The organism is Helicobacter sp. MIT 03-1616 (assembly GCF_000765685.2).
GTDB lineage: Bacteria > Campylobacterota > Campylobacteria > Campylobacterales > Helicobacteraceae > Helicobacter_C > Helicobacter_C typhlonius.
On sequence record NZ_JROY02000008.1, the window covers coordinates 16,031 to 31,738 of the forward strand.

Here is a 15,708-nt window from a genome sequence, read left to right on the forward strand (position 1 = left end):
ATATGAGTGAAAAACAAGCACATAAGAGAGTGATTCAAGGTAGGGTTATCAGCAAAGCTGGTGATAAGAGTATAGTTATTTTGGTGGAGCGCAAGGTGGTTCACGCGAAATATCGTAAGATTGTTAAACGTTTCAAAAAATACACTATACACGATGAGAATCATAGTGCAAAAATCGGTGATGTGGTAAGTGCGATTGAGTGTAAGCCTATTTCTAAAACAAAGGCGTTTAGATTTAAAGAAATTATTACCGCGGGAGTAGAGCTATGATACAGAGTTTTACAAGATTAAATGTTGCAGATAATAGCGGTGCAAAGGAAATTATGTGCATTAAGATTCTAGGCGGTAGCCATAGACGATATGCACGTGTGGGTGATGTGATTGTCGCATCTGTGAAAAAAGCTATCCCCAATGGAAAGGTGAAAAAAGGACAGGTTGTCAAGGCGGTTGTCGTGCGAACAAAAAAAGAGATTCATAGAGAAAATGGTTCTTTAGTGCGCTTTGATGATAATGCGGCGGTGATTCTTGATGCGAAGAAAGAACCTATTGGCACAAGAATCTTTGGACCAGTAAGTAGAGAAGTGCGATACGCGAATTTTATGAAAATAGTATCGTTAGCTCCGGAGGTGTTATAGTGGCAAAGTTTAAAATTAAAAAAGGTGATATGGTGCAAGTCATTGCGGGCGATAATAAGGGCACAAAGGCGAAAGTTTTGCAAGTCTTACCCAAAAAAGCACAGGTAATCGTGGAAGGGTGTAAAGTCGCAAAAAAATCTGTAAAATCAAGTGAGAAAAATCCAAAAGGTGGCTTTATCACAAAAGAAATGCCAATGAGTATTTCGAATGTGAAAAAAGCACAAGGAGATAATTGATGTTTGCTCTAAGAGAAAAATATAAAAATGAGATTATCCCACAGCTTAAAAGTGAGCTTAATATCAGCAATCTTATGCTTTTACCAAAATTAGAAAAGATTGTTATTAGCGTTGGTGCTGGAGATTATGCAAAAGATTCTAAAGTGATGCAAAATATCGCAGATACCATTTCGCTTATCGCAGGGCAAAAGGCAGTTATCACTATCGCAAAAAAATCTGTCGCAGGATTCAAAATGCGTGAGGGAATGCCTATGGGTGTGAAAGTAACGCTTCGTGGTAAAATGATGTATAACTTCCTTGAAAAACTCATTGTTATAGCTTTGCCTCGTGTGAAAGACTTTAGAGGTGTGAAGCGCAATGGTTTTGACGGAAGAGGCAATTATAGCTTTGGCTTAAATGAGCAGTTGATGTTTCCAGAGGTTGTATATGATGACATTATGGTAACTCACGGAATGAATATTACATTTGTAACTTCTACTCAAAGTGATAAAGAGGCTTTCAAGTTGCTTGAACTTCTTGGTATGCCTTTTGCGAAAGGACGATAAAATGGCGAAAAAATCAATTATTGCAAAGGCAAAAAGAAAGGCAAAGTTTAGCGCGAGAGCCTATACGAGATGTCAAGTGTGTGGGCGACCGCATTCTGTTTATAGAGATTTTGGTTTGTGTAGGGTATGCTTACGCAAAATGGGTAATGAGGGTTTAATACCCGGGCTTCGTAAAGCAAGTTGGTAAGGAGAGAAAATGGTAAATGATATTATTGCAGATTCTTTGACGCGTATTCGTAATGCTTCTATGAGGAGACTAGAGGTTACTACATTGTATTACGCAAAGATTGTCGTATCTGTGCTAGAAGTATTTAAGGCAAAGGGTTTTATTAAGGATTATAAGGTTAATGATAAAGATGGCAAACAATCTATTATGGTGCAGCTTGCTTATGATGAGCGCGGTAAAAGCGCGATTAGTGAGATTAAGCGCATTAGCAAACCCGGAAGACGTGTATATAAGGGTAGAAATGAGCTAAAACGTTTTAAAAATGGCTATGGCACGATAGTGGTAAGCACGAGCAAAGGTGTGATTTCTAATGATGATGCGTATCGCGCTAATGTCGGTGGCGAAGCACTTTGCAGTATATGGTAGGAGAAAGATATGTCAAGAGTTGGAAAAAAACCTATTAATATCCCAAAGGGTGTTGAAGTCTCTTTACAAGGGAGTAAAGTTGTGTTTAAGGGTGCTAAAGAGCAAAAAGAGCTTGAAACGCACGGACGTGTTAAGATTGATTTACAAGGTGATACGTTAAGCTTTGAATGTATTGATTCTCAAGCGCAGTCTCGTGCATATTGGGGAACTTATCGTGCATTGGCGAATAATATTGTGATTGGTTTGTCTCAAGGATTCACAAAAGTGCTTGAGATTAATGGTGTTGGTTACAAAGCAAGTGTGAGTGGCAAGAATCTTGAAATGGCTCTAGGATTTTCTCACCCTGTGATTTATCCTATCCCTGCGGGCATTGAGATGAGTGTAGATAAGAATACAATCACAATTAAAGGCGCTGATAAGCAACAAGTAGGGCAGATTGCGGCTGAAATTCGCGAGTTTAGACCACCAGAACCATATAAGGGTAAAGGGATTAAATATAGCGATGAAACAATCTTGCGTAAAGCAGGCAAGACTTCTAAAAAGTAAGGGTGTGCTATGACAGAAAAAGTATTAAAGCAAAAACAGCTTCTTAAGACAAAGAGAAAGCTACGCACAAGGGGTAATATCTACGGAGTGGCACATAAACCGCGCGTGAGTGTGTTTAAGTCAAATAAGTATTTTTATGCTCAAGCGATTAATGATGAGATTGGTGTAACCCTTGCAAGTGTTGATGGTAAAAAGCTTGGTTTGGGAAACAACAAAGAGGACGCAAAGAAAATTGCAAGTGAATTTGTTAATGCCCTTAAAAAGGCTAATGTTACAGAAGTGGTGTTTGATAGAAATGGATACCTTTACCACGGCGTTGTAGCGGCATTTGCCGATACTTTGCGTGAAAATGGCATAAAGTTATAATAAAGGATATTTATGGAAATTAATAGAGAAGAATTTAGCGAAGTTGTTGTGAATATTGGTAGGGTTACAAAGGTTGTTAAAGGTGGGCGCAGATTTAGATTTAATGCGCTTGTTGTGGTAGGCAATAAGAATGGGCTTGTAGGTTTTGGGCTTGGCAAGGCAAAAGAAGTGCCAGATGCGATTAAAAAGGCTATTGATGATGCGTTTAAGAATATCATTAAAGTCAATATTAAAGGCACAACTATTGCCCACGACATTGAGTATAAATACAATGCGAGCAAGATTCTCTTAAAACCTGCGAGTGAGGGAACAGGTGTGATTGCTGGTGGTTCTACGCGTCCTGTGATTGAACTTGCTGGAATCAAGGATATTTTGACAAAATCGCTTGGTTCGAATAATCCTTACAATGTAGTGCGCGCAACGATTGATGCACTCGCTAAAATCAAAGCCTAAGGAGTGGCTATGCTAGAAAAGATTAAACCTGCAGAGGGAAGCACAAAGGATATTAAACGCGTGGGTAGGGGTCAAGGTAGCGGTATGGGCAAGACTTCTACGAGAGGTGGAAAAGGGCAAACTGCCCGCACAGGTTATAAAGCAAAAAGAGGATTTGAGGGCGGACAGCAACCGCTTCAAAGACGTTTGCCAAAGGTGGGATTCACTTCGCGCGTGGAAAAGCCTATTGTGATTAATGTAGATAAAGCAAAGGTTTTTGATTCTCTTGCTGAAATCAATGTAGAGGTTTTACGCGCTCATTTTAGTATCCCAAAGAATGCGACTCGAGTAAAGCTTATCGGTTCAAAGGCGAAAGGTTTAGTATCTAAAATCAAAGATTCTAATATCACAACAAGCGGAAACAAATAATGACAAAAAGCATTGTAAATAAGATTCTTATCACTCTTGCTTTTTTATTTGCGTATAGAATTTTAGCGTATGTGCCGGTGCCGGGCGTAGATGTTGGGCTTATTAAATCATTTATTGATGATAATGCAAACAATGCGCTAGGCTTATTTAATATGTTTAGTGGCAATGCAGTAGAGAGATTTAGTATCATCTCACTTGGCATTATGCCTTACATCACTGCTTCCATTATTATGGAGCTTCTTGCTGCGACTTTCCCCAATCTTGCTAAAATGAAAAAAGAACGTGATGGTATGCAAAAATATATGCAAATCGTGCGTTATGTAACTATTGCCATTACGATTATTCAGGCAGTGAGCGTGAGTATTGGGCTTAATAGTATGAGTAATGGAGCGATTAAGATTGATTTGAATCTCTTTATTGCTGTATCTGTATTTTCAATGCTTACAGGCACGATGTTGCTTATGTGGATTGGTGAGCAAATCACCCAAAGGGGTATTGGTAATGGTATCAGCCTCATTATCTTTGCTGGTATTGTCTCCGGGATTCCATCAAGTATAGGTAAAACCTTTAATCTAGTCAATACAGGACAGCTTAATGTCTTTATGCTCCTTGTGCTCCTTGCTGTAATTATTATCACAGTTGGTGTTATTATCTATATTGAATTAGCCGAAAGACGCATACCTGTTTCTTACGCGCGTAAGGTGATTATGCAAAATCAAAATAAGCGTATTATGAATTACATTCCTGTGAAGCTTAACTTGAGTGGTGTGATTCCGCCTATTTTTGCATCTGCTTTGCTCGTGTTCCCCTCCACTATATTGCAGGCGTCATCAAACACAATCATTCAAAGCATCGCAGATATTTTAAGACCAGATGGTTACACATATAATGCGTTGATGTTTATCTTGGTAGTATTCTTTGCGTATTTTTATGCCTCTATTGTTTTTAACTCTAAGGATATTGCGGATAATCTCAAAAGGCAGGGTGGATTCATACCGGGATTGCGTCCGGGTGAGGGCACATCGAATTTCCTTAATAATGTAGCGAGCAATCTCACATTTTGGGGTGCGCTCTATTTGGCACTTGTATCTACGCTTCCGTGGGTGCTTGTGAAATTTACAGGTGTCCCTTTTTACTTTGGTGGGACAGCCGTACTGATTGTTGTGCAGGTGGCTATTGATACGATGAGACGTATTGAAGCTCAAGTATATATGAGTAAATATCAAACGCTAAGTGCCGTAGGGCTTTAAATATGGCGATTAGCATTAAGAGTAAAAAAGACATAGAATCTTTGCGCATACCAAATCAAATTGTTGCCCAAACATTGAATCTTTTAGCTAAACACGCAAAAGAGGGTGTTTCATTGTTGGAGCTTGATAGTATGGCAAATGATTTTATCGTTTCTCAAGGCGGGAGAGCAGCTTTCTATCAGCTCTATGGTTTTCCAAAATCTATTTGCACCTCTGTCAATGAAGTGATTATTCACGGAATCCCCACGGATTATAAACTTAAAAGTGGTGATATTGTGGGAATTGATATAGGCGTGGAGTATGGTGGCTGGTATGGTGATGCGGCTATTACAATTGGGATTGGAGAAATCAAAAAGAGTGATGAGGCTTTGATAAAGTGTGCTAAAGATTCTTTATATGAAGCCATCTCGCAAGTGCGTGTGGGTATGCGTTTCAAAGAGCTAAGCTCTGTGCTTGAAAGGGCGATTGTGAGTAGGGGTTTTGAGCCTTTGAAAGGATTTTGTGGGCACGGCATAGGCAGAGCACCACACGAGGAACCAGAGATTCCAAACTATTTGGAATCTGCCAATCCAAAACAAGGTCCAAAGATACAAGAGGGTATGGTTTTTTGTCTAGAACCGATGATTGCCCATACTGACGGAGAGCCGGTAATTCTTAAGGATAATTGGTCTGTCGTAGCAAAAGATGGCTTAAATGGTAGTCATTATGAGCATACGATTGCTGTTGTGAATGGCAAGGCAGAGATTCTAACGGAGGTAGATTAAATGGCAAAAGATGATGTGATTGAAGTTGATGGCAAAGTCATCGAAGCTTTGCCAAATGCGACTTTTCGCGTGCAGCTTGAAAATGGGCATATCGTGCTTTGCCATATAGCTGGCAAAATGCGTATGCACTATATCAAGATTTTGCCCGGCGATATGGTAAAAATCGAGCTGACTCCTTATAGTTTAGATAAGGGGAGAATTACTTATAGGCATAAATAAATTTGTGATTTGTAAGTAGTTTTTAAATTTTTTTTTTGTAAAATCCGCAGTTTTAACTCAAAAAAGTTAGAAAGCATAAAAGGAGTAGGTATGAAAGTGCGACCTTCGGTCAAAAAAATGTGTGATAAATGCAAAGTTATCAAGCGCAAAGGTGTGGTGCGAGTGATTTGCTCAACCCCAAAACATAAACAAAGACAAGGATAGAAAATGGCTAGAATTGCTGGTGTAGATTTGCCAAAAAAGAAAAGAGTAGAGTATGCTCTTACTTATATTTATGGTATTGGGCTTAAAAGCTCAAGGGATATCCTAAAGGCTGTAAATATTTCTTTTGATAAGCGAGTTTTTGATCTCAGCGAAGATGAAGTCTCATCTATTGCAAAAAAGATTCAAGAAGGCTATATGGTCGAGGGAGACCTTAGAAAGAAAGTAACAATGGATATTAAGGCACTAATGGATTTAGGAAGTTATCGCGGTTTGCGACATAGAAAGGGATTGCCTGTTCGAGGACAAACAACAAAAAATAATGCTCGCACGCGTAAAGGCAAGAAGAAAACAGTTGGTAGCAAATAAGGAGTAGGTAAATGGCAAAAAAGAGCGTAACAAAAAAGAAAGGCGCAAAGAAAAATATTGCACGCGGTGTTGTGTGTATCTCTGCCTCATTCAACAACACAAATGTAACCGTAACTGATGAAATGGGTAATGTGTTGTGCTGGGCTACTGCTGGTGGCTTGGGATTTAAAGGAAGCAAAAAATCTACTCCTTATGCAGCTCAACAAGCAGTAGAAGCAGCAATGGAAAAAGCAAAAGAATGTGGCATTAAAGAGGTGGGTATCAAGGTGCAAGGACCCGGAAGTGGGCGAGAAACTGCTGTGAAAAGTGTAGGTGCGATTGAGGGCATTAAGGTGCTTTGGCTAAAAGATATTACACCATTGCCGCACAATGGTTGCAGACCGCCAAAAAGAAGAAGAGTATAGGGGAGTGATAAATGGCACGATATAGAGGACCAGTTGAAAAATTAGAAAGACGATTTGGCGTCTCTCTTGCACTAAAAGGTGAGAGGAGATTGGCAGGTAAGAGTGCGCTTGATAAGCGTCCTTATGGACCAGGGCAGCACGGGCAAAAAAGAGGCAAGATTTCGGAATATGGTTTGCAGTTGCGTGAGAAACAAAAAGCTAAAATTATGTATGGGGTGAATGAAAAGCAATTCCGTGCGCTTTTTAGAGAAGCAAATCGTCAAGAAGGTAATACGGGTGAAAATCTTGTGCGTATTATTGAACAAAGACTTGATAATGTTGTGTATCGTATGGGCTTTGCTACAACGCGGCGATTTGCACGACAGCTTGTAACACACGGACATATTCTTGTTAATGGCAAACGTGTGGATATTCCTTCATATATTGTAAAGCCCGGTCAAAAAATTGAAGTCAAAGAAAAAAGCAAGAATAATCCTCAAGTGGTTCGTGCGCTTGATTTAACTGCACAAACAGGTATAGTGCCTTGGGTCGATGTAGATAAGGAAAAGAAATTTGGTATTTTTACTCGTTTTCCACAAAGAGAGGAAGTAGTGATACCAATCGAGGAAAGACTGATAGTTGAGCTTTATTCTAAGTAAAAATAAGGATGGTAACACGATGAATATGATTAAAATCGAACCTTATGTCCCTACGGATATAAGCACTGAAGAAATTTCAGCAAACAGAATCAAGATTAGTGCTTATCCTTTTGAATCTGGCTATGCTATTACTTTGGCTCACCCCATTCGCAGACTATTGCTTTCAAGCTCTGTGGGCTATGCGCCAACTGCGCTTAAGATTCAGGGTGTGGCACACGAGTTTGATTCTGTTAGAGGGATTGTCGAAGATGTGTCGCATTTCATTAGTAATCTTAAAAATATCCGCTTTCTTATCAAAGATAAGGAACTCGATAATGTGCAGTTACATTACGATTTTAAGGGTCCAATGGTGCTCAATGCCGGAGAGTTAGCTAATGATATGGTAAGTATTGTAAATGCTGATGCGTATCTAGCAACGATTAACGAAAATGCTTCTATTAGCTTTTCGCTCATCGTGCAAAAGGGTATAGGCTATGTACCAAGTGAGAGTATTCGTGGCAAAATAGCGGAGGATTATATACCGCTTGATGCGTATTTTACACCTGTAAAAAAAGTAGTGTATGAGATTGAAAATATGCTTGTAGAAGATAATCCAAACTATGAAAAGATTATCTTTGATATTGAGACGGACGGACAAATTGAGCCTATCACAGCCTTCAAAGAAGCCATATCTGTAATGCATAAGCAAATGAGCGTTTTTGGCGTGGATTTGAGCGTTGCCTCTAGTGGTGTGAAAAATATTGCTGAAAATTCTGGAGAACTTAAGACTTTGATGATTAAAATAGACACGCTTAATCTTAGTGCGCGTTGTTTTAATTGCCTTGATAGGTCTGGTTTAAAATATGTGGGTGAGCTTGTGATGATGAGTGAAAATGAGCTTAAAAACATCAAAAATATGGGTAAAAAATCTTATGATGAGATTGCAGATAAGCTAGAGGAGCTTGGCTATCCTGTTGGTGGAGAGGTTGCTGATGATATTTTGCAGCTTCTTAGTCGCAAATTAACCAAGATAAAAAATAATTAGTTAGGGAGAGCAAAATGAGACATAGACACGGATATAGGAAATTAGGGCGCACATCAGCACATCGCAAGGCATTATTAAAGAATCTTGCTATCGCCCTCATCACACACGGCAAGATTGAAACAGGTATTTTTAAGGCAAAAGAATTGCAAAGCTATATCGAAAAGCTTATCACAGCAGCTCGTAGCGGAGATTTAAACGCTCATCGCTATGTATTTGCTTATCTACAAGATAAGACAGCTACAAAAAAGCTTGTTACAGAAATAACTCCTAAATATGCTTCACGCAATGGCGGATATACAAGAATCCAACGCACACGACTGCGCCGAGGCGATGCTTCACAAATGGCAATCATTGAATTGGTATAGTATGATAAACAATATGGGGGCATAGCCTCCATAGCTTTCATAAAATCTTAATTTCGCTTCAAGTTTTCTATCACTTTAGATTCTAGTTTTGATATTCGCAATTATAAATCTCAAAATACCCAAGCATTCACACTATTACAGCAAGGAGTTTAAATGACACATACACAAGAAAAATTCGTAACTTATGAGGAAATCCAAGCAAATCCTATGCTTCAATGGTTTTTTGAAAGGTTTTCTAATCGTGAGATTAAGCGCACTGCAGAAGATGAGTTTTTTAAAGAATGGCAAGAATATGTAAAAAATGAGGATATGGAAAGGGTATATTTCTTAGAACCTTTAAAAGGCAAAGATCCACGAGAGGCTATTTTAGATGAAACTGCGTATTGTCGCACAATGGCTCATTTTCTATTTTTTCGTCAATTTTCTTATGAATATTATGAGTTTATTTTACAATTTATCCACGATAAAAAATATTTAAATATTCTACTCCACGATTTGTATCATTGTAAGATGGAACTAGAGGATATAAAAAAACTCTGCTCACTCTTAGTGGATAAGGGTGCAAATCTCAATGCTTCATTTTATTGGACTTCGACTCATCATTGTTGGTATCAAACACTCTTGCATCGTTGTTGTTCTTTTGTGCTTAACAACACGAAGCAAGGTAGAGAAAAGCAGCTTGAAATCGTGCAATTTCTCTTGGAGCTTGGAGCTGATCCTAATATAAAAGATTCTGGGGGAGAGAATATGTTACATCACGCAATAGGTTTTGAAGAACAAAAACTCGCAAATCTCATTATTCAAAGTGGCAAGATAAAAGATATAAATGCAAGAATCGATAAGTATAAAGATGCTACCTATTATGATGACACTGCATTAAATATAGCTGTTCATCATTCGTATTCTAGCACGGTTAAATTACTCCTTGAGGCTGGAGCCGATGCAAGTGCTATTAATCGTTTGGGAAAGACACCCTTAGATGCTTGTGGTGATAAAAGTGCTACGATAGAAAAATACATAAGAAAAGCAGGAGGCAAGAGCCTTTTAGAGATACTAGGGAGTGAAGAGAAGGTAAAAGAGTATAGAGAGGCTAAGGAAAAGGAATGGAAAATAGAAAGAGAGAAAGGTAAAGAGTATGAGCAAAAGCTATGGGAGGATTATAAAAAAGCCCTTGAGAAGACTACTTCCTTGGCATTCTTAATATCGATAGAAGTGGAGAGGGATTAAAATGCAAAACACAACAAATAAAGCAGACGACAAACTTTTAGAAGCGATTTATGAAAGTGATGTAGAACTTTTTAAAGAGGCTTTAAAAGAGGGAGCAAATATAAATGGCGTAGTGAGTGAGGAACAAGACGAGGAGTTTGATTTCCAAGAGGGTGAAAGCTATCTAAGCACAGCACTTGATATAGCACTTTCTCCTCTTGCTTATATTCCTTATGATAAAAAAGGATTTGATAAGCAAAAATATGAAAGTAATCACGCCAAAGCCTTTGAGATTCTAAACGCACTTAAGGCTTTGAATCCTGATGAAAGCAAGGCGGACTTTAAAGCAAAAGATAGATTAGAATCTATCTTAGAAACAAGAGATATGGAGCTTTATGATGACCCTGCGGTGTATGGTTATGCGGATTTTGAGGAGGAAATGAGCGAAGAGGAATGGATAAGCGAAGATCCTATAAAAGAATATTTGGAGAGTTTTGAAAAGAGCCTTGAATCATAGGGCAATAAGGAGTAATATTTTCAAACATTTAATGCTTTTTGGGTAGCATTATGCAATGATTTATGGCAATTTTAAATATAAAAATCCTATAAGAAAGCTCATTGCCTTTGATGTGCAAGGGGTTTTGAGCGCATTTAAATGTATAGAATCCACCCTCAAATCTAACCCCGAAGGTTATTTTGTGGGTTATATGACTTATGAAGCGGGTGTGCTGCTCCAAGCCTATCAGGCAAAGGCATATATTCATCTCTCCAAGCATATAAGCACCACAATGTCCCCACACAAGCAGCCACTGCTGTATTTTGCATATTTCACGCAAAGGAGTAAATGTAAAAAGATTCATAGCACGACACATCACGCACAATCCTCACTCTTTATGTTACAAGGGCTTGATAATGAACGATACAAGAGTGCATTTAAGCGCATTAAGGAGCATATTTTAAAGGGTGAGAGTTATCAAATTAATTATACCCAAGAGCTCAAGCTTTACTCCAAAGTGCGCTCCAAGCAGCTTTTTAAGGAGATTCTATCCCGTCAAAACACCGCATATAAGGCATATATCAAAAATGCTTTTGGTGAAATTCTCTGCTTTTCACCTGAACTTTTTTTTCAAATAAAAAATCGCACAATCACCGCCCAACCAATGAAAGGCACGATAAAAAGGGTAAAAACCCACAAGTTAGATTCTCTGCAAAAGCGTGCATTGCAGCAAGATAGCAAAAATCGTAGCGAAAATATGATGATTGTAGATTTGTTGCGTAATGATTTAAGCAAGATGATTAAGCCTAATTCCTTGCATATACAGAATCTCTGTGCGATAAAGAGCTATCCCACGCTTCATCAAATGGTTTCCACTCTGCAAGGCAAACTCTCTAAGCACACTTCATTGCGCGAGATTTTCTGTGCGCTTTTTCCCTGTGGCAGCATTACAGGTGCGCCAAAGCTTAAGACAATGGAGATTATCCAAAGTTTAGAATCTCGCCAAAGGGGCGTGTATTGCGGTGCATTGGGCGTGATTTCTGCTAAGAAAATGTCATTTTGTGTGCCTATTCGCACACTTTTTAAATCCACACAAGAGGAGTTTTACCGCTATGGTGTGGGAAGCGGGGTAGTGTGGGATTCTGTATGTGAGAGTGAATGTGCCGAACTTGCGCTCAAAACGCATTTTTTACAAGCCGCCCCTTTAGAATCTTTTGCACTCTTTGAGACAATGCTTTTTGACAATGGACGCATTTTTCTTTTAAAAGAGCATTTAGAGCGACTTTTGTACTCCGCGCTTCAGTGTGGCTTTGATTATGCTTATCTTGCTTCATTTGTCGCGTCTTTGAAAGAATCTTATGCGCCACATTCTGCATTTCCGCCTCTTGTATTTCCACATATTGAGAGTTTAGTGCAGCGAGATTGTGTGAAGCAAACACAAGCATTTTTTGCATTTTGCAAACAACAAATACCACAAGAGCGCGTAATTTTGCGATTAAGCCTCTTGCCAAATGGCAGTTTGAATCTTATCATCAAACCCTTTGTACCTCATCGCTCTACTGCTGTCATTCTCTCTACATATAGGCAAGATTCTCATAATTTCTTTTTGCGCCACAAAAGCACACACAGAGCGCATTTTGCAGATTCTGTAAAACTCATAGAATCTGGCGCGGTATTTGATGTGCTGTATTGTAACCAAAAGGGTGAGCTATGCGAGGGTGCGCGAAGCAATATCGTGCTTGAGATAAAGGGGAGATTCTATACTCCAAAGCGCAAAAGCGGGTTGCTTGGCGGCACTCTGGCTCAAGTCTTGCTTCAAAGCGGGGCGATAGAGGCAAAAACTTTAAAACGCAAACATCTTAAAAAGGCGCAGACAATCTACTGCATCAATTCTGTGCGTGGCGTAGTGCAAGTGCAGCTTGAAAAATGAGGGCAAAATGAATAAGCAAAGGCGCAAAGCACCCAAAGTGCTACTCATTGATAATTATGATTCTTTTACCTATAATGTGCTGTATTTGCTTAATCAATGTGGTGCGAAAGCTCTTGTAGTGCCAAATGATACGCCTTTGTCGGCGTTAGAGCAGCTTTGCCAAAAGCATTCTATCGTTCATCTTATCATCTCTCCGGGTCCAAGCCACCCTTTAGAATCAGGGGTTTGTTTGGAGGCGATTAGACATTTTGCATCAACGAGGAAGATTCTAGGTATTTGTTTGGGACATCAATGTATCGCTCAAGCCTTTGGGGGTGAGGTTATCTCTCTTGCAAATCCCACGCACGGCAAGAATGCACATTTTTATTTCACGCCTCACCCTTTGTTTAAAGGTATCAAGCAAGGGGTAAAAGTTGCTTTGTATCATTCGCTTTATGTGAGTAAATTAGGGCAGTGTGAGGCATTAGGATATAGTGAAAGTGGGGTGCTTCTCGCACTTAAAGCGAGGGATTATCAAAGCTATGGGGTGCAATTCCACCCTGAATCTATCCTGCAAGAGCAAGGAAAAGCTATAATGCAAAATTTTCTTGCGTTGTAGCCTTTGATGATAGGAGATAACTCATAAGAGTGCTACAAAAACCAATATGTTATAGATTCTGTAAAAATATTTTAGTTAAAAATACTTTCATTTTTGCTGATTTGTTGTAGAATGCCACTTAGATCTTATTATGAAGGTATTTCAAAGCGGCAATGGCAGAGGCAATATCCATTTTACACACTATTTTGACTGATAATGAGCGTGAGATTCTAAGTGAATGTGATGAACTCACGCTTGATTTTGCCTCATTACACAAAGATTCTATTCATATCATTTCTCCTCAATGCGTGGTAATTGGCTATGGGGAGCTGTGCGATGAATTTTTAGAGCTATGTGTGAATCAAGATTCTGTTGTGTTAGAAGTCTCGCAGCTTTTGCCGCAGGATTTTGTGAGTGTAAAAGGACATTTGGGTGCTTTTAGCCTAAGATTCAAAAATGCAAATGACGATGTTGAGAGCCTTGAAACATCGCAGATTGTATGCTTTGCCCCCATTGAATTGCCCGAATGCAAAGGCGTGCATAAGCCAGATATGTATGCTAATGCCCAGCAAATGCTCCAAGCACTTTTAGGTTTGTGCGGAGAGCAAAGCTATGAGCGGAATATCATTTTTAATCCAACACATTGCCAATTCCAGTTGAGGCGACCGCTTGCCAATGGGCAGAGTGTATGCCATAGCTGTGTGGATATTTGCCCAACCATTGGCATAACAAGCGACAAGAGTGCGAGAATCTTAGAGCTTTCAGCGATTGATTGTATTGCGTGTGGCAAATGCGTGAGTGTATGTCCCACAGGTAGCTTATGGCGTGATGGAGACGGATTTGAATCTTTTACTTATCGCGCGAGGCTTTATAAAGGGTTTATCCCGCTTATAGTCGCGCAGGAGGCATTTGAAAGGGCAGAGTTTTATAATGATTTAGGGAATCTAAAAAATCATAATCCTTTGATTCTGCCCTTTGTGCTACAAGTGCCGGATATGCTTAATATCACCTATTTGCTTACGCTTTTGCAAGAATCAGGTGCGCCAATCGTGTTGTATAGCCCATTAGGTGAGCATATAAATGATGATATAGAATCTTTAAATATCATTTATGAGCGCATTTTTTTTCAACGAGCTATCCATTCTTTTGCAGATTTACAAGAGGTAGGCGCACTGCAGCCCATTGGGCAGACGCATTATATCTACACACCCACGAGTAATGAGAGTAGCAAGGATATTTTAGCCGAGCGTTTGCGCTTTTGGGTAAAGCAAGAATCTTATGGTGAAGTGCCGATGAAAAATAGCGCATTGCTTAACATAGATTCTCAAAAATGCACCCTGTGCCTTAGCTGTGTGGAGGCGTGTAATACAAAAGCCCTTATCAATCATCAAAGTCGTTTTGAGCTGCTACATAAAGCCTTGCTTTGCACGGATTGTGGCTATTGCGTGTCAAGTTGCCCCGAGCAAGTCTTAAGCCTAGAATCTCACACGCTCAAGCTTGTGCCACAAAGCTTTGAATATACCACGATAGCGAGTGATGAGCCTTTTAGATGTGTGGAATGCAATCAAATTTTTGCCACACGCAAAAGTATTGAAAAGATTAAGCATATTCTTTCACCCGCATTTTCAGGCAATATCGCAAAGCTTAGAAGCTTAGAATGCTGCGCAGATTGCAAGGTAAAAGTGATGTTTAATGGAGTATCTGTATGACGCACAATACACAAACAAACAATACTTTAGAATCTGTTGCGAGTGCTCGGGCGTTGTATTATGATTTTTTTGCCGGGCTGTTTTTGTATGAGCTGCTTTGTGTGCGAGAAGATGTGATTTTAAAGCAGGTGATGATTTTAAAAGAAAATGTGCTTGATGAGCGCGATAGTGCGTATTTTGAGATTTTGGAAAATGAGATAAAAGCGAATGGTTTGAAGCGCATTATTGATGAATACACAAATACTTTTATTTTGCCTTTTAGTGTGCCAAGTGAGAAAGAATCTGCACCGAAGCGGAGAGGGAAGGGCGAGGTGTTTTATAGTAATCCTCAAATAATGCTCTATCTCTCGCATTACACGGAGGGTTGCCTCAATGGCAAGGCACTGCTTCAGGCTCGTGCGCTTCTTAAGCAAAGCACTTTTAGGCTTAATAATCTCACTTTTAAAGAGAGTGAGGAGCATTTGGGATTCTTACTTTTACTTATGCGCTATCTTTTATGCTCTGCGGATAAGCAAGATGTGGCATTAAGTGCGCAATTTGCAAAGGAGTTTGTGATACCTCTAGGAAATTTTGTGATAGATGCGCTATTAGAAAGGCAGGGGCTAATGTATTATGCACCTGTTGCCTATGTTTTGCAGAGTTTTTTAGATGTGGAGAGGGGGCTTGTAGGATATGATAAATAGGGAGTAATGCTTAAGGTAAATCGATTTTAGCTTTTATACAGAAACTAAAGGTTAAAATGGGTTTATCCCAAAGTCAAAAACAAAGGAGGCTAT

Annotated in this window: 25 protein-coding genes; all 25 read left to right on the forward strand. The window is 39.3% G+C overall.

Annotated features, from left to right (window positions below):
- The first annotated feature begins 2 nt into the window (after positions 1–2).
- The 25 genes from rpsQ to LS67_RS06565 all read left to right on the forward strand — a co-directional run bounded on the left by rpsQ (position 3) and on the right by LS67_RS06565 (position 15,615).
- Complete coding sequence (gene rpsQ, locus LS67_RS06445) at positions 3–269, forward strand: 30S ribosomal protein S17 (RefSeq protein ID WP_034326504.1); 267 nt, start codon at positions 3–5, stop codon at positions 267–269.
- Positions 266–634, forward strand: a complete 369-nt coding sequence (rplN, locus tag LS67_RS06450; RefSeq protein WP_034326501.1) for a 50S ribosomal protein L14 — start codon at positions 266–268, stop codon at positions 632–634. The genes rpsQ and rplN overlap by 4 nt, the downstream gene beginning before the upstream one ends.
- Positions 634–870 carry a 50S ribosomal protein L24 gene (rplX, locus tag LS67_RS06455; RefSeq protein WP_034326498.1) on the forward strand — a complete coding sequence of 79 codons (237 nt, stop codon included), beginning with the start codon at positions 634–636 and terminating at the stop codon, positions 868–870. The genes rplN and rplX overlap by 1 nt, the downstream gene beginning before the upstream one ends.
- On the forward strand, positions 870–1,415 hold the full coding sequence (gene rplE, locus LS67_RS06460) for a 50S ribosomal protein L5 (protein WP_034326495.1): 546 nt from the start codon (positions 870–872) through the stop codon (positions 1,413–1,415). Before rplX ends, rplE begins: the two co-directional genes overlap by 1 nt.
- Before the next feature lies 1 nt (position 1,416).
- On the forward strand, positions 1,417–1,602 hold the full coding sequence (locus LS67_RS06465; RefSeq protein ID WP_002956257.1) for a type Z 30S ribosomal protein S14: 186 nt from the start codon (positions 1,417–1,419) through the stop codon (positions 1,600–1,602).
- A 9-nt stretch (positions 1,603–1,611) separates the two neighbouring features.
- Positions 1,612–2,007, forward strand: coding sequence for a 30S ribosomal protein S8 (gene rpsH, locus LS67_RS06470; protein ID WP_034326492.1), 396 nt, complete (start codon positions 1,612–1,614; stop codon positions 2,005–2,007).
- 9 nt (positions 2,008–2,016) lie between these two features.
- On the forward strand, positions 2,017–2,553 hold the full coding sequence (gene rplF, locus LS67_RS06475) for a 50S ribosomal protein L6 (RefSeq protein ID WP_034326489.1): 537 nt from the start codon (positions 2,017–2,019) through the stop codon (positions 2,551–2,553).
- A 9-nt stretch (positions 2,554–2,562) separates the two neighbouring features.
- Positions 2,563–2,919, forward strand: a complete 357-nt coding sequence (gene rplR / locus LS67_RS06480; protein WP_034326486.1) for a 50S ribosomal protein L18 — start codon at positions 2,563–2,565, stop codon at positions 2,917–2,919.
- 12 nt (positions 2,920–2,931) lie between these two features.
- Positions 2,932–3,372 carry a 30S ribosomal protein S5 gene (gene rpsE / locus LS67_RS06485; protein ID WP_034326482.1) on the forward strand — a complete coding sequence of 147 codons (441 nt, stop codon included), beginning with the start codon at positions 2,932–2,934 and terminating at the stop codon, positions 3,370–3,372.
- 9 nt (positions 3,373–3,381) lie between these two features.
- Positions 3,382–3,780, forward strand: coding sequence for a 50S ribosomal protein L15 (gene rplO / locus LS67_RS06490; RefSeq protein WP_034326479.1), 399 nt, complete (start codon positions 3,382–3,384; stop codon positions 3,778–3,780).
- A complete protein-coding gene (gene secY, locus LS67_RS06495; protein ID WP_034326476.1) occupies positions 3,780–5,030 on the forward strand; it encodes a preprotein translocase subunit SecY in 1,251 nt (416 codons plus the stop codon). Before rplO ends, secY begins: the two co-directional genes overlap by 1 nt.
- A gap of 2 nt (positions 5,031–5,032) precedes the next feature.
- Positions 5,033–5,794 carry a type I methionyl aminopeptidase gene (map, locus tag LS67_RS06500; protein ID WP_034326473.1) on the forward strand — a complete coding sequence of 254 codons (762 nt, stop codon included), beginning with the start codon at positions 5,033–5,035 and terminating at the stop codon, positions 5,792–5,794.
- Positions 5,795–6,013, forward strand: a complete 219-nt coding sequence (gene infA, locus LS67_RS06505) for a translation initiation factor IF-1 (protein WP_011116239.1) — start codon at positions 5,795–5,797, stop codon at positions 6,011–6,013. It abuts the gene before it with no gap.
- A 90-nt stretch (positions 6,014–6,103) separates the two neighbouring features.
- Positions 6,104–6,217, forward strand: a complete 114-nt coding sequence (rpmJ, locus tag LS67_RS06510) for a 50S ribosomal protein L36 (protein ID WP_002956266.1) — start codon at positions 6,104–6,106, stop codon at positions 6,215–6,217.
- Between the two features lie 3 nt (positions 6,218–6,220).
- Entirely contained in the window at positions 6,221–6,583 is a 363-nt protein-coding gene (gene rpsM / locus LS67_RS06515) for a 30S ribosomal protein S13 (protein WP_034326467.1), read from the forward strand.
- A gap of 11 nt (positions 6,584–6,594) precedes the next feature.
- Positions 6,595–6,987: a 30S ribosomal protein S11 gene (gene rpsK, locus LS67_RS06520; RefSeq protein WP_034326465.1), complete on the forward strand. Its 393-nt coding sequence runs from the start codon at positions 6,595–6,597 to the stop codon at positions 6,985–6,987.
- 11 nt (positions 6,988–6,998) lie between these two features.
- Complete coding sequence (gene rpsD / locus LS67_RS06525; RefSeq protein WP_034326462.1) at positions 6,999–7,625, forward strand: 30S ribosomal protein S4; 627 nt, start codon at positions 6,999–7,001, stop codon at positions 7,623–7,625.
- Between the two features lie 19 nt (positions 7,626–7,644).
- Entirely contained in the window at positions 7,645–8,649 is a 1,005-nt protein-coding gene (locus tag LS67_RS06530; RefSeq protein WP_034326460.1) for a DNA-directed RNA polymerase subunit alpha, read from the forward strand.
- 14 nt (positions 8,650–8,663) lie between these two features.
- Positions 8,664–9,014 carry a 50S ribosomal protein L17 gene (gene rplQ / locus LS67_RS06535; protein WP_034326458.1) on the forward strand — a complete coding sequence of 117 codons (351 nt, stop codon included), beginning with the start codon at positions 8,664–8,666 and terminating at the stop codon, positions 9,012–9,014.
- A 153-nt stretch (positions 9,015–9,167) separates the two neighbouring features.
- The gene (locus LS67_RS06540) at positions 9,168–10,241 is read left to right on the forward strand and encodes an ankyrin repeat domain-containing protein (protein WP_034326455.1); all 1,074 of its coding nucleotides are present in this window, start codon (positions 9,168–9,170) and stop codon (positions 10,239–10,241) included.
- A 1-nt stretch (position 10,242) separates the two neighbouring features.
- Positions 10,243–10,737: a hypothetical protein gene (locus tag LS67_RS06545; protein ID WP_034326453.1), complete on the forward strand. Its 495-nt coding sequence runs from the start codon at positions 10,243–10,245 to the stop codon at positions 10,735–10,737.
- A gap of 55 nt (positions 10,738–10,792) precedes the next feature.
- The gene (locus LS67_RS06550; RefSeq protein WP_034326451.1) at positions 10,793–12,646 is read left to right on the forward strand and encodes a bifunctional chorismate-binding protein/class IV aminotransferase; all 1,854 of its coding nucleotides are present in this window, start codon (positions 10,793–10,795) and stop codon (positions 12,644–12,646) included.
- Positions 12,647–12,653: 7 nt separating this feature from the next.
- Positions 12,654–13,244 carry an anthranilate synthase component II gene (locus LS67_RS06555; protein ID WP_034326448.1) on the forward strand — a complete coding sequence of 197 codons (591 nt, stop codon included), beginning with the start codon at positions 12,654–12,656 and terminating at the stop codon, positions 13,242–13,244.
- Positions 13,245–13,396: 152 nt separating this feature from the next.
- Entirely contained in the window at positions 13,397–14,932 is a 1,536-nt protein-coding gene (locus LS67_RS06560) for a 4Fe-4S dicluster domain-containing protein (protein WP_052099841.1), read from the forward strand.
- Positions 14,929–15,615: a molecular chaperone TorD family protein gene (locus LS67_RS06565; RefSeq protein ID WP_034326446.1), complete on the forward strand. Its 687-nt coding sequence runs from the start codon at positions 14,929–14,931 to the stop codon at positions 15,613–15,615. The genes LS67_RS06560 and LS67_RS06565 overlap by 4 nt, the downstream gene beginning before the upstream one ends.
- The last annotated feature ends 93 nt before the right edge of the window (positions 15,616–15,708 follow it).